Origin of the sequence: Nitrosovibrio sp. Nv6 (genome assembly GCF_900110495.1) — a bacterium.
Lineage (GTDB): Bacteria > Pseudomonadota > Gammaproteobacteria > Burkholderiales > Nitrosomonadaceae > Nitrosospira.
Genome location: NZ_FODX01000001.1, coordinates 829,100 through 842,444 on the forward strand (window position 1 = coordinate 829,100; position 13,345 = coordinate 842,444).

Annotated in this window: 10 protein-coding genes and 1 tRNA gene; 6 read left to right on the top strand and 5 right to left on the bottom strand. The window is 53.6% G+C overall.

The features are described 5' to 3' along the window. Positions 1 to 20: 20 nt before the first annotated feature. From BMX66_RS15970 to ispB, 3 genes are all read right to left on the bottom strand, one after another. Complete coding sequence (locus tag BMX66_RS15970; RefSeq protein WP_090878592.1) at positions 21 to 260, bottom strand: PP0621 family protein; 240 nt, start codon at positions 258 to 260, stop codon at positions 21 to 23. 653 nt (positions 261 to 913) lie between these two features. Next, positions 914 to 990 (bottom strand) — tRNA-Pro (locus BMX66_RS04030). Positions 991 to 1,380: 390 nt separating this feature from the next. Continuing rightward, positions 1,381 to 2,349 carry an octaprenyl diphosphate synthase gene (ispB, locus tag BMX66_RS04035; protein ID WP_090879826.1) on the bottom strand — a complete coding sequence of 323 codons (969 nt, stop codon included), beginning with the start codon at positions 2,347 to 2,349 and terminating at the stop codon, positions 1,381 to 1,383. Between the two features lie 194 nt (positions 2,350 to 2,543). On the opposite strand from ispB, the gene rplU reads away from it, so the two are divergent. The 3 genes from rplU (at position 2,544) to cgtA (ending at position 4,299) form a co-directional block, all read left to right on the top strand. Further along, on the top strand, positions 2,544 to 2,855 hold the full coding sequence (gene rplU, locus BMX66_RS04040) for a 50S ribosomal protein L21 (RefSeq protein WP_090878594.1): 312 nt from the start codon (positions 2,544 to 2,546) through the stop codon (positions 2,853 to 2,855). A 12-nt stretch (positions 2,856 to 2,867) separates the two neighbouring features. Continuing rightward, on the top strand, positions 2,868 to 3,125 hold the full coding sequence (gene rpmA, locus BMX66_RS04045; RefSeq protein WP_090878596.1) for a 50S ribosomal protein L27: 258 nt from the start codon (positions 2,868 to 2,870) through the stop codon (positions 3,123 to 3,125). 79 nt (positions 3,126 to 3,204) lie between these two features. Continuing rightward, positions 3,205 to 4,299: an Obg family GTPase CgtA gene (cgtA, locus tag BMX66_RS04050; protein ID WP_090878598.1), complete on the top strand. Its 1,095-nt coding sequence runs from the start codon at positions 3,205 to 3,207 to the stop codon at positions 4,297 to 4,299. Between the two features lie 22 nt (positions 4,300 to 4,321). Here cgtA and BMX66_RS04055 read toward each other — a convergent pair whose 3' ends face one another. Together BMX66_RS04055 and BMX66_RS04060 are read right to left on the bottom strand one after the other, a co-directional pair. Then, positions 4,322 to 5,587, bottom strand: coding sequence for a PepSY-associated TM helix domain-containing protein (locus BMX66_RS04055; RefSeq protein WP_255398800.1), 1,266 nt, complete (start codon positions 5,585 to 5,587; stop codon positions 4,322 to 4,324). Between the two features lie 4 nt (positions 5,588 to 5,591). Continuing rightward, the gene (locus BMX66_RS04060) at positions 5,592 to 7,265 is read right to left on the bottom strand and encodes a cyclic peptide export ABC transporter (RefSeq protein WP_255398801.1); all 1,674 of its coding nucleotides are present in this window, start codon (positions 7,263 to 7,265) and stop codon (positions 5,592 to 5,594) included. A gap of 175 nt (positions 7,266 to 7,440) precedes the next feature. On the opposite strand from BMX66_RS04060, the gene BMX66_RS04065 reads away from it, so the two are divergent. The 3 genes from BMX66_RS04065 to BMX66_RS04075 all read left to right on the top strand — a co-directional run bounded on the left by BMX66_RS04065 (position 7,441) and on the right by BMX66_RS04075 (position 13,028). Further along, on the top strand, positions 7,441 to 8,349 hold the full coding sequence (locus tag BMX66_RS04065; protein ID WP_090878602.1) for a formyltransferase family protein: 909 nt from the start codon (positions 7,441 to 7,443) through the stop codon (positions 8,347 to 8,349). A gap of 882 nt (positions 8,350 to 9,231) precedes the next feature. After that, on the top strand, positions 9,232 to 10,539 hold the full coding sequence (locus BMX66_RS04070) for a lysine N(6)-hydroxylase/L-ornithine N(5)-oxygenase family protein (protein WP_090878604.1): 1,308 nt from the start codon (positions 9,232 to 9,234) through the stop codon (positions 10,537 to 10,539). Positions 10,540 to 10,652: 113 nt separating this feature from the next. Beyond that, positions 10,653 to 13,028, top strand: coding sequence for a TonB-dependent siderophore receptor (locus tag BMX66_RS04075; RefSeq protein WP_090879830.1), 2,376 nt, complete (start codon positions 10,653 to 10,655; stop codon positions 13,026 to 13,028). Positions 13,029 to 13,345 lie beyond the last annotated feature (317 nt).

A 13,345-nucleotide genomic window follows, 5' to 3' on the forward strand; every position in this document is an offset into this window, starting at 1 on the left:
GCCTTGTCTGGGAAAGAGAACTACGGTTGCAAATGTAAACGCCGATGCTCTTCGCTACAAAAAAACTTGCCTTCCGAAGTGATGCTTTCACTTCTGGGCAAATGCACGCCGCAATGGGTACAGCGGACCATATCCTCTCCCTCAAGGGATGATGATTCCCTATGTGCTTCTTCGTCCCGCTTTTTAAGCGCGCGCCGATAGCTTCTTATTACCCAGAAGGCCAGTACGGCAATAAGAGCGAAGAATAGCAGTCTACCCAATGCGCCGCCTCCGTTGACGTTTCAAAATCGGCCATATTCCGTTTAAAAGCATAATCACATTCTACTGGTTGTATGGTACCGCGCAAGCGTCATACGAGAAGGCAAATATTTTCAGAAAAGAGGAAACATCGCATTGATCTGAAAGTATCGCGATCGGCTGAACAGCATCACTTGATCCATTGATCCGAACGACAAAGATAATTCTCCTGATCATCGAATCACAGCTGCATGGCCCGTTATGGCGTCATTCCCGCGAAAGCGCACTGCTGTCCGGAATAAATCTGTTGACAAATTCATGAGAACAGCCCTATTTGTACCTGTGCCAATTGTTCAAGCCGGGATCGTCGCCTTCGCGGGAATGACGAAACAATCCACTTTCGGGGAATAATGGAGCAAGGACGTTTGCGGCTTTCGCAGGAATGACGGAGCAAGGGTACCAGTTATGCGCATTCTTTTGCTGCAAGGCTCGTTCAGGCAGGTCAGTTTGGCTGACACGAGCGTGCTGGACGTGCTTCACCTCGAAGGAGATGAATTGCTAATCAATCTCAGCACGAAATCGATCTCGTGTTGGCAGGATTTGAGCACTCCAAACCCTGAGGAATCGCTTCTCGAATGAGATTCGAAATTGGAAAGGTCAATGTGAACAAACCGAATGGTCGGGGTGAGAGGATTCGAACCTCCGACTCCTGCGTCCCGAACGCAGTACTCTACCAGGCTGAGCTACACCCCGAAACCGTCTCTTGACACCTATTACTTGAAACAATTCATGCCCAAGCTCGTGGGCTGCAATTGTACGCAGGAAGGGAAATCCGAGCAATCAAAAATCTTTGCAAAAAACCGACTTGAAAAAGAGCCAATGGCAAGAATAGGATTCATGCGGGGACTCCAATCCACACCTATCAGTGTTATCGACCATTGGATCCGATCCAGTTCTCCACTGTAAGTCCTGGATAATCTTTGAACCGGCTTCATTACTTGTGGCCAGGACCAATCCGTCATTTCCGGGGATGTTGTGAAGTTGCGAGCTTGTCTGCCACTGTACTTGGCCAACGCCTTTTAGCCTCAAAAGTGACCAGGTTGAGCTATTCTCTATGCTCCCATCGAAAAATCACCATGAAACTTAATAATTTCGCGCTACCGCAAACGTGCTCAGCTGTAACAAACTTTCCTTGTAATCGGAATCAGGCAATAATGAAATCGTTGTGGAAGCCTTCTCGGATTCGGCTTGCGCCCTCTGTCGCGCATATTCCAGTGCGCCAGTCTGCTGGATAACTTCTAAAACCGGCTGAAACCCGCCTTCCCCGCCCTGCTCTATTGCACGTCGTATTATCCCCGCCTGGGCGCTTGACCCTGTTCTCATTGCATAGATAAGGGGGAGCGTAGGCTTGCCTTCAGCCAGATCATCTCCCAGATTCTTGCCGGTTTCGTGATAATCCCCTGAGTAATCCAGCATGTCATCGGTTAGTTGGAACGCTGTGCCGAGATGCATGCCGTAGGCCGCCATCGCCTCCTCCTCCGCCAAGGTGGCATTACCGAGGATCGCGCCGAGCCGCGTTGCTGCCTCGAACAGTTTGGCGGTTTTATAACGGATTACCCGCAGATAATTCTCCTCGTCAACGTCGGGATCACGGCAGTTCAGCAACTGCAGCACTTCGCCTTCGGCTATCGTATTCGTGGCGTCCGCCAATACTCGCATGACGCGCATGTTGTCCACTTCGACCATCATCTGAAACGCGCGGGAGTATAGAAAGTCACCGACCAGCACGCTGGCGGCATTTCCGAACAGGGCATTTGCGGTCGCCTTGCTGCGCCGCAATTCGGAAGCGTCGACCACATCATCGTGCAGCAGAGTCGCGGTATGAATGAACTCCACGATTGCTGCGAGATTATGATGATATTTTCCGGCATAGCGGAAAGCACCGGCGGAGAGGATTACCAGCGAGGGCCGCAAGCGTTTCCCCCCGCTGTTGATGATGTATTCGCTTACCTGCCGGATGAGCGCGACTTCGGAGTGGAGTTTTTCGCGGATAACAGTATCGACCGCTCCCATATCCTGGGCGATAAGGCTTCTTATACGTTCAATTGACACAGAGGTTCCTGCAAAAAAGATGCCATGGTAGAAACGTCCCTGCCAACGTGTCAAGTTCGGCAATCGGGACCTCCCGGCATTTTGACACAAAACTCATCCGCAACAGTCCTTTGACCTTGTATAGGGGACTATGTATAATTCGCGCTTACCTCTTTTCAGGGTGCTTTCACAAGAGAGCAATAGGGAATCCAGACATGTATGCAATCATCAAAACCGGCGGAAAGCAGTACCGCGTCGAGGCCGGGCTAAAACTCAAAATAGAACAGATACCGGCAGACATCGGGAGCGAGCTCTCGATTGATCAGGTGCTGATGATTGCCGATGGCGACAATGTCTCCGTGGGCAAGCCTCTGCTAAGCGGCGCGTCGGTCCAGGCAACAGTGCTGGAGCAAGGCAGACACGACAAGATACGCATTTTCAAGATGAAGCGGCGCAAACACTACCAGAAACATCAAGGCCACCGGCAGAATTACACGGAAATTCAGATTACCGGCATTTCGGTATAGGGAGAGTTTACCATGGCACATAAAAAGGCAGGCGGCAGTTCCAGAAATGGCCGCGATTCGAATTCCAAGCGTCTGGGCGTAAAAAGCTTTGGCGGCGAGTTGATCCCGGCGGGAAGCATCATCATTCGTCAACGTGGCACGAAAGTTCATGCTGGCGAGAATGTTGGCATGGGCAAGGACCACACACTGTTTGCCAAGGTTGACGGCAAAGTGAACTTCAGCACGAGAGGCGCCCAGCAACGGAAAACAGTGAGCGTCATACCGGTATAATTTTTTTGATTATCTCCGAAAAAAGCCCTGTCGATCCGATAGGGCTTTTTTGTTTGTATAGTGGTAAATTGAGAAGCTTATGAAATACATAGACGAAGCGATCATCCAGGTGATTGCCGGAAAAGGGGGCGACGGTGCGGCGAGCTTCCGCCGGGAAAAGTTTATTCCCAAAGGTGGCCCATCTGGAGGCGATGGCGGACGCGGAGGAAGTATTTTTGCCATCGCCGACCGGAACATCAATACCCTGGTGGATTATCGTTTTGCCCGCATGCATCGCGCTAAAAAAGGTGAAAACGGCCGCGGTTCCGACTGTTACGGGAAGGGCGCGGAAGACATCGTGCTGCGCATGCCGGTAGGCACGGTCATCACGAATGCCGCCACTGGAGAATTGATTGCGGATCTGAAGCAGCATGAGCAAAGAGCCCTGCTGGCAAAGGGGGGTGCAGGCGGGCTTGGCAATCTGCACTTCAAGTCCAGCACAAACCGGGCCCCTCGCCAATTTACCCTGGGCGAACCCGGAGAAGAATTCGAGCTGAAACTGGAGCTCAAGGTCTTGGCGGACGTCGGGCTTCTGGGCATGCCCAATGCCGGTAAATCCACCCTTATCCGCGCGGTTTCGGCCGCTCGTCCAAAAGTGGCCGATTATCCCTTTACCACGATACATCCGAACCTGGGCATGGTACGCGTGGACCAGAACCGCAGCTTTGTAATGGCGGATATCCCCGGGCTGATAGAGGGCGCAGCGGAAGGTGCGGGATTGGGACATCGATTCCTGAAGCATCTCACCCGCACCCGTCTGTTGCTGCACGTTGTGGATATAGCGCCGCTGGATGAAAACGTCGATCCCGTGCGCGAAGCCAAAGCCATTGTCGAAGAACTCAGGAAGTACGATGAATCCCTTTATCAGAAGCCCCGCTGGCTGGTGCTCAATAAGGCCGACCTGCTACCCGAGGATGAACGGGAGAAAATATGCAAAAAATTCATTCGCAGCGTCGGCTGGAAGGGAAGAAGCTTTACTATTTCAGCACTGGCTGGCGAGGGGTGTAAAGAACTGACGTACGCGGTCATGGAGCATCTGGAGCAAGAACCAGCAGAACCAGCGGATGAAAATCAGGAGCCGCCAAAACCCGCAAACGGGCCTGCTGATGAGTCTGCCGACAAACAAAATACCTGACCCCCGGCATGGGCTTTCCCCTTTACTCGGTCTTTGCGAGCATTTTCTTTCGTACCCAGCGTTTCTTCTGCCAGATAATCACCCCGGTAACGGAGAGCATCGCTACCAGCAGCCCCATTGCCGAAATGAATATGCGCCCGGGCAGGCCGATGATACGGCCGGAGTGCAAAGGGAACTGGGCCTGCATGAAGATATCTCCCGCGCTGCCGGTACCAGGTATTTTAAGCCCGGCGAGGTCCCCAGTCCTGCCGTCGAAGTAGAGGGATGGATTGCCCAGCCCGACATCGCCATGCTCATGCCCCGGTTCAAAGAACGTTACCCCATAAATCCCGTACTCCGGCACATAAAATATCCCGCCTGGAGGCACACTCCAGCCGAGCTTGCCAGCTTCCGCAATGGCAAGCTGGAGAATATGCCGCCGGCCGACTACCGGTTCGATGGGTTGATCCGGTGGACTGGGCGTCCCGGTGAAAGGGCTCGGCGTCAGCGTCGAGAATAGCGATACCAGCGGCCGCGTTACCTGCCGATTGAGGTTCATCGAGACGGCGGTGACCGCGAGAAGTAGCAGAAATCCCCACACCCAGACTCCACCGGAGCGGTGCAGGTCAAAATTCAGCTTCGAACGCCCCTGCCGCCAACGGAACGCGAACGATTTAGGCCATGCGCTCGCGTTGGGAAATGAAATCCACAGCGCGATGAAGCAATCAAGGGCCCAGACCATTGCCAGAATACCCATGAACAGGATGCCAAGCTCGACACCGAATCCGTCGGGGATGTGCATGCTGTAGTGCAACTTGTACAGAAAAGGAAGCAGGTTCTCGCGGCTGAGCGAAATCTCCCCCCACATCCGCTTTCCTCGTACTTCCCCATCCACGGGATCAAGCGCAACATTGTTGAAATCAAGCTCGAGCGCCTTGCCTGTTGCCGGGTCGAGGCGCGGACTCACTGTGAGGCCGAGATTATGCCCTGGCTCGATCGCCAGCGGAAGCCAGGTTATCAGCAACCGTGGATCAGCCGCTTCCAGCTGCTCGGCCAGCACTAACGGGGACCGGGGAACACCTTCGCTTTGCGCTTCAAATAAATTCGGATTGAGCCACTCATCCAGTTCATGGTCCCATGAGATGATCGCTCCGGTAAACCCGGAAATGAACAGGAATACGGCCAGAAAAAGTCCGGTCCAACGATGCACCAGGACAAAAATATTGCGGCCGATGGAAAGCTTACCGGCACGCTGTCTCGCTGGTGATCGCACTGAATCAGGCATCGCGGATGCGGTAATTCGTTTCACGGCATTAAACCATACTGTCAAGCGCTAGCGAAGGCGCCGCGCCGCTGTTTTTTGTCGCACTGCCTTTCACCGGCCCCCGGCTATTGAAGGTCAGGCATCCGCTTTCCATGCGCACAAGACGGTCGGCGAGATGGAAGTAACGATCGTCATGCGAGATCACGAGTACAGCCTTGCCCATCGCGCGGAGTTCCGGGAGCAGTTCGCGGTAAAACACTTCCTTGAATACCGGATCCTGATCCGCTGCCCACTCGTCGAAGATAAAAAACGGGCGATTTTCCAGATAGGCCACGACCAAAGCCAGACGCTTGCGCTGCCCTTGCGAGAGCGAGAGGGTGGTAAAAGCGCCATTCTGCACCTTAACCTTGTTTTGCAAATGCAGTTTGGCCAAAAGATTGTTACCCTCGCTATCCAGATCGGCCCTCCCCGTTTCAAGCAAGCGGTCGAAAAGATGGAAATCGGAAAAAACCGTCGAAAAAAGCTGCCTGTAACGGTCACGATTGCTCTCATCCACCACATCGCCGTTGAGAATTATCCGGCCTTCCTCCGGCGGATAAAGCCCGACCAGGAGCTTAGCCAAAGTGGTCTTGCCGCTGCCATTGCCGCCAACGAGAAAAGTGATCTCTCCTGAATGAAAATCGAGATCGATCGGACCCAGCGTAAAGAACTCATCACTCTGTTCATGATAATACCGGTGCAACACACCCTGAAGCAGGATGGACTGCAGCCGAGGGGGTGAAGAACTGTCGGTCTCTATCTCCAATGTAGCCATCGCCCGTGTTATTTCTTCTATTCGCTCCGCGGAAACCTTGGCCAGGTTGGCGCGCGGAATATGCAATAGAAGCGCTTCGAGCGGACCCACCATGTAGACGAATACCAGCGCATAGCCCGTCATGATCAGAGCTCGATCGGGTCCGTCACTTACCAGGGCAAATAATACCATCCCAACGAACGCATAAAGCAGGAATTGCGCCCAACCACCGGAAGCAACGAAGACCGACATCCCAAAGGTCCTTTCACGGCGCACGGTTTCAATCGAGCTCGCGAGCACGTCATCATAAAACACCCTTCGTTTTTTGTTGTTCAAGCGAAGTTCCTTCGCGCCATCGGTGAGGGAACGAAAATAGGAAAATAACCTGTCCTGTTCCAGGGAAGCATTATTGAGATGGCGTATTGCGCGCAAATGCGCTAAATGGTACCCCACCGCGCCCAGGCCGACTACGATAATAGCAAGCAGGAACACTTGCCATGAGAGCCACGCCATATACAGAAGACACCCAGCGACGATGACGGCGTTCATCAGGATTATCGGAAAGCTGACAAAAAATTCCGCTACGCGGGTGCAATGCTCAGCCAAGGCCGATTGTATGCGAGCGGCGCCGACAGTCTCGAGATTACGGTAGTCAGCTGCCAGAACCTTCCTCGCGACAAAGCTGCGCAGGTCGGCGTGGGCGCGCTGGCCCAGGCGCTCGAAAAGAATCGCGGCGCCGACATAACTTAGCATTACCGCAACGGCGGTAGCAATGAACATCAGGGCCATTGTTCCACTTTCCTGCTCCGCCGCGGTGAGCGCAGAACTGATCTGCGCAACCAGAAAAACGCTGCAAGCACCGTGAAACACGGTCACCAATGAAGCGCCCGCCAACAATATCCGTGATTGGTTGATAAGATACTTGAGCATGGCTCTCTCGCAATAAAGTGATAACGAAAGAGACGAACCAGTATCGTAAATATTTACGAGCCGGTCTGAGTATCCCCAATCGCTTTTGGCGAAAATCTTCACCAGGGGACGCTAAACATTGTGGTTCGCAAATCGTCTTGAACGTAACGCACAACCTCATGGCGATTGCACGGACATGTCGAAAACGAAACTTGCCTACATCTGCTCATTCCGGAACGCCGCGGCCGACAAGGCCGGGCAGTACGTCGAGTACAAGGGAGAGCGGCGGTACATGAAGTCTCCGCTCGAGTACCTGGTCGAGGCTTTGAACGGGACGAAACTGGGTGCGGCCTATTCCCTGGAAGCGGTGATTTTCGACGACGACGAGGGATCGGCGCGGGATCGTGAGAAGGTCAAGGAGTACGGATTCTCTTGCCGGCCGGGCGGGCTGTGGTTCTATCCCCCGGATCTCGAGGTACAGGGCCGGCGCCTGAACGATCTTCTCCGCGGGGTTCCTTCCGTCTATCGCAGGCTTTCCCTCGATGCTGCCGATCGGCCGGCAGGCAAGAGCGCCTTCGAGGCGCGCCTCCATGACAAGCTGCTGGCCGTGGGGGCGGAGCTCGTCGTAGTGGATGGGTTGCTCATCATCCTGGATGAGTTGGTGCGGCCGGGTACTCCATTCCATCGCAAGATGGTCAACATCCATCCGGGCATCACCCGCCTGGACTCGCCCCATGAGCGCCGCGGGGCGTATGCGACGCTGGACGCGCTGTATGGGGCAAGGGGCCTCAAGGTGGTGAATTGGGCGACGATGGAAACCGCGCCCGTGCCCGTGGCGGACATGACAGGCGCATCGTTCCATTACATGGACAACGGCGTTGACTCCGGCGAGGTGATCGTCGACGTTCTCAACACGAAGATCGGCCCGCAGGACACCATCCTGGAACTGCGTTGGAACAACTTCAACAACAGCTTGTTTCCGGCGTTGTATCAGGGACTGGCCCAGATGGCGGGTATGTGTGAGGGAAGCTGGCCAATTCGAAGCATCGAGGGTGAGAACTGCGATGAATGGAGTGCCATGGATTCAGTTTTCTGCGCCAGATAAAGAGTGCCCCGGCGATGGTGGAGAGCTTGAGCTGCCCGCAAAGTTCGCGATACGTACATGTGCCAGGTTCATGTCGCCACTCCCATGAACGTACCGTAGAGTGATAACGGGTGCCGCAGCAGCGGTGAAAGCCAGCTGCGGAAGGTCATGCAATTCGTGGCTGCTTGCCGGCCGCTGCTTTCGATAAAGCTGAATACGTTGGCCGTGAGCTTTGCAGGACGAAGCACTCCTCGCGCAATTATTCCCTAGGCCGCTACCCGGTGGCGCCGTGCAAACGCTATCTGCTACTTTCGGTAGCCAACGCCGGACCTCGGTATTTGGCTCCCTTCAAACCGCTCGAAACAGTTCACACGCCAGGAATGGAAGGAATGTGTGAGCGCGCTTGAATACTGCATACAGAGTTTTTTTACCGCCTGGAAACCGAAAATAATTGAGCGGCATTGAAAGCAAACCCAACCATAATTGTAAAAAATAATGTTTCTCATTCGTCTTTAAGCAGAATGACCACCATAACGGATCGAACTGGCGGTTCGCAATTGGCGCCTATTCGCACTGGAAACACAACCCTTGGCTGGGAACTGATAGATGGGACATTTACATAAGCAGGGCCTGAATTTGCAGCGCGGTGCTACGCCTTTTACAAGTGGCCCTGACCAGATCACTCATGGATCGATCTGTGCTGGCGACAGACTGCTGTTGCGATCCAGGGACGGAGCGGAAATTTCCACGTGATGGCTTCCTCAGCAGGTAGATCAACTAAAACTCGAGCAAACGAACCACGCTGGGGATGCTGTTGCGGGAGCGCTTCTTCGGAGAACGTCTGTGGGTGCCGCGGGACGCTGTCGCAACAATCTATTCCACATCTTTATCCTGAGGACAGCTATGCAAATACATGACCTGATCGGTATCGGCTTTGGCCCCTCGAACATTGCGCTTGCAATTACTCTGGAGGAAAAGAAACAGGAAGGATACGAAATAGACGCATTCTTTATCGAGAAGCAGCCAAATTTCGCCTGGCATGCAAACATGATGCTGGATAACACGCATATGCAGATATCCTTTTTGAAGGACCTGGCTACCCTGCGCAATCCATCCAGCCATTTCACGTTCATCAATTATCTGCACCAGAAGCAGAGGCTCCAGGACTTCATCAACCTCAAGACATTTTTCCCCAGCCGCCACGAGTTCAACGACTACCTTGCCTGGGCTGCATCCCACTTCGACGATCGCTGCGCTTATGGTGAAGAAGTACTGGAAGTGCTGCCGGAAAAACGGAATGACGAAGTAACGCTCCTGCGGGTGCGTTCGCGCGACCCGCAGGGGGCCATCCGGGAGCGATTCGCACGCAACCTGATCGTCAGCGTGGGGGGAGTACCCCGTATTCCCGAGTGCTTCCATCATTTGAGAGATGATAAACGCATTTTTCATTCGAACAGCTATCTTCGTGAGATCGCCCGGCATGGGAACGCCAAAAAGATAGCAGTTGTCGGTGCGGGGCAAAGCGCCGCCGAAATCTTCATGGACCTGCATAACCGCCCGGGCGCACCCCACGTCGACCTGATCATGCGTGCATGTGCGATCAAACCCTCTGATGACAGCCCGTTCGTCAACGAAATTTTCAATGCCGATTTCACCGACTTTGTTTTCAGCCGCTCCGAGCCGGACCGTATCGCTTTGCTGGAGGAAGTCTGGCACACCAACTACGCGGCGCCCGATCTGGTCCTGATCGAACAAATCTTCAATGCTTTCTACCAGCAAAGGGTAACGGGCGATTTACGCTACCGATTGCTCAGGCGCCATGAAGTGGGTTCCGTCCGCACTTTACCTGAAGGAGGAATCGAGTTGCTCCTTCGCGACCTCAACACGGACCGCGAGTACAACGCCTTGTACGACGTGGTGGTGCTTGCGACCGGCTACCGACGAGATTATCACAAGTCATTGCTGCGGCCGCTTTCACCCTACATGGGCAGCTTCACTGTTGACCGCCACTACCGTTTGAAGAGCACGCCCAATTTCCATCCGGCTATTTTTCTTCAAGGAGCATGCGAAGAAACTCATGGTTTAAGCGATACGCTGCTTTCGGTGACTGCAGTGAGAACGGATGAGATAGGCCATGCCCTGTTTGACACCATCGAGCAGAAGGATGTAAACCAGGCAGGAAGCCAGATACGCGCAGTGGCAAACCAATGAGTATAAAAACAGAAACGAAAACAGAAACGAAAATCGCTCTCAATCGCATTAAAGCGGTTAAAATAGCGAATGCAGATACTTTACTTTTTTTAACTTCCAGCATACAAAAAAAAATGAAAGCCTATACAAAAACTATTAAAGGGCACCGTCCACTTACCCACCGCATCCAACATACCAAACTCGTAACCGCGCTACAGTACGCCCTCCTCAGCTTGTCGATAACAGGATATGCTCATGCGCAACAGGCTTCTCCAGAACCGGCCAAGGCTGGGCAGCCTGAAAGGAAAAGTCTTCCGGAGGAAGGTAGCACCGGGCAATCCGCTGCAGAACCGCCATCCGAATCGAAAGAAAAAACTTCAGAAGGGAAGGCCGCACCGGCTGCAAAAGATACTCAAAGGCCGGCTGAACCGGGCAAGCAGGGGGAAACCGTTTTGCCCACAATGGTTATCAAGGATACAGGACTTGACAAAATCGAGTATGGTACGAAAGATACCATGACGGCGACAAAGACGAAGACCCCGATTATCGAAATACCTCAGTCGATGTCCGTCATTACCCGCGATGAGTTGACCATGCGCGGGGTGCAACTCAATTTCACCGAAGCACTGCGTTACATACCGGGCGTAACGGCAGACCAGTTCGGGTTTGACGGGCGGGGTTTCGAGTATGTAAGCATGCGAGGCTTCAACTCCCTGAGCACCGCCAACTTCCGGGATAATTTAAGCCAGCAGGGAAGAGGGCTTTATTTCGCCGACTTCATCACCGATCCCTATTCTCTCGAGCGGGTGGATGTATTGCGCGGCCCCACTTCAGTCACGTTTGGCAGGGGGGACGCGGGCGGTATCATAAATCGGGTTACGAAGCTGCCCACCGCCGCTCCTATCCGCGAGATCGAACTTCAGTACGGCAATTTTGACCGCAAGCGAATCGCCGCGGATTTTGGCCTGGCAAATGAAGATGGAACATTGATGTTCCGGCTTGTGACCTCCGCGCTCGACACGGGTACCCAGCTACGCTTTGCCAATACAGGAGGAGACCGTGCCCAGATCAGGCGCTTTTACATCTCGCCGTCGCTGACCTGGCGTCCCACCGACAGGACATCCGTCACTCTTTTTGGTGATATCCTGAATAATCGCAGCGAAGCGTCTGCCTTTTACCAAGCTGCGCCAGATGGCCGCCCGACCAGAACAGTTCTGGGGGTGCCCAACTATACGCAGTTTTCGACCGACCAGGCCTCCTTCAGCTATAAACTTGAGCACCATTTCAATGAAACCTTCACGGCGCGGCAAAACTTCCGTTTCATGCGGCTCGATGGCAGGTACAGAGACATTAATCCAACGGGACTTGCCGCAGATGGAACCTTGGGTCGCAGTGCATTCGGTACCCGGGAACGAGTGGATCAAACGGTGCTCGATACGCACGTGGAAGCTCGTGCTAACACAGGTCCTTTCAGGCATACGGCTTTGGTTGGAATCGACTGGAACCGCGTCGAATCCACCCTCAAATATTTTAACGCCAGTGCTCCAACACCCTCCATTAATGTTTTCAACCCCAACTATAACCTGCCAATACCCACGCCGGATTCCCTGTTCATCGACGGCGTCCAGAAGATAGACCAGGTTGGCTTTTACGTACAGGATCAAATCAAGTTTGATCAGCGCTGGGTTTTAACTCTAAGCGGCCGCCACGACAAGGTGTCGAGCGTTACTGACGTTAATATTTTCAACCCGCAGCATACCGCGAGCAAAGATTCAGCGTACACCGGCAGGGCCGGCCTGACCTACCTTTTCTCCAACGGCGTCGCGCCTTATTTCAGTTATTCGCAATCTTTTCTGCCTCAATATGGGCTTGATTTTTTTAATAACAGTCCCTTCGAACCTACGCGCGCTTCCCAGTATGAAGTGGGCATCAAGTATCAGCCTCCCGGCACCAGGAATTTGTTCACGGCAGCGTTGTTCGACTTGACCAAAACCAACGTTCTGACTCCTGATCCTCGCACACCGCTTGGCTTGTCGGTAGCAGGTGCGGTTCGCTCCCGGGGCGCGGAACTGGAAGCAAGGACAGAGGTTTTTCGAGGCCTGAATGCGATCGGCGCTTTCAGCTATGTCGACGTCAAGGTAACCGAAAGTAGCCTTGGTTTTGAAGGTAACATGCCAGTCCGCGTTCCCAATCTGACAACCTCGGGCTGGCTCGATTATAACCTCGGCACGTTGAATGTCGACGCGTTGAGAGGATTCTTCATTGGGGGCGGCGTACGCTATGTGGGCAGAGTGTTTAATGATGAGGCAAACACGAGCGTCACCCCGTCGTTCACCCTGTTCGATGCGGTTCTTCGATATGATCACGGCCCCTGGCAGTTTCTCATCAATGCCAACAACATATTCGATAAAGAATACTACACTGGAAACAACGTTACCCCAGGCTCGGGCGGAAGCTTTTACCTGGGGTCGCGGCGTACTGTTGTAGGGACATTGAAACTGAGGTTTTGATATACCCGGCCGTGCTTTACTATAGCGGGGAGAACGCCTGGCAGGACTTGACCCCGATCTTGCCGCGTTGCTGGATCGGGTGGAAGTGGGCGTTAGCAATGCCAGCACTCGACAGTTCTGGAGTAGAGATCGTGAGCGTCAACGCGATCAGCATCCCTTGTTGCGGTACTGAAGGAAGCGGAAGCCGGAGTGCTGATCACGCAGCCATCCCACCGTCTTACAGACGTCTATTTCTGAAATTGATTGTTTAAAGCTGACTACATAAAAACTTGCTATTGAGTTGGCCGTAACTGAACCGTTCGCCTAATTCCATGGCA

Excerpts from the sequence above, each read along its gene's own strand:
- BMX66_RS04060 (WP_255398801.1), bottom strand. The coding sequence starts at position 7,265 with ATGCTCAAGTATCTTATCAACCAATCACGGATATTGTTGGCGGGCGCT.
- BMX66_RS04065 (WP_090878602.1), top strand. The coding sequence starts at position 7,441 with ATGTCGAAAACGAAACTTGCCTACATCTGCTCATTCCGGAACGCCGCG.
- rplU (WP_090878594.1), top strand. The coding sequence starts at position 2,544 with ATGTATGCAATCATCAAAACCGGCGGAAAGCAGTACCGCGTCGAGGCC.
- BMX66_RS04075 (WP_090879830.1), top strand. The coding sequence starts at position 10,653 with ATGAAAGCCTATACAAAAACTATTAAAGGGCACCGTCCACTTACCCAC.
- rpmA (WP_090878596.1), top strand. The coding sequence starts at position 2,868 with ATGGCACATAAAAAGGCAGGCGGCAGTTCCAGAAATGGCCGCGATTCG.
- cgtA (WP_090878598.1), top strand. The coding sequence starts at position 3,205 with ATGAAATACATAGACGAAGCGATCATCCAGGTGATTGCCGGAAAAGGG.
- BMX66_RS04070 (WP_090878604.1), top strand. The coding sequence starts at position 9,232 with ATGCAAATACATGACCTGATCGGTATCGGCTTTGGCCCCTCGAACATT.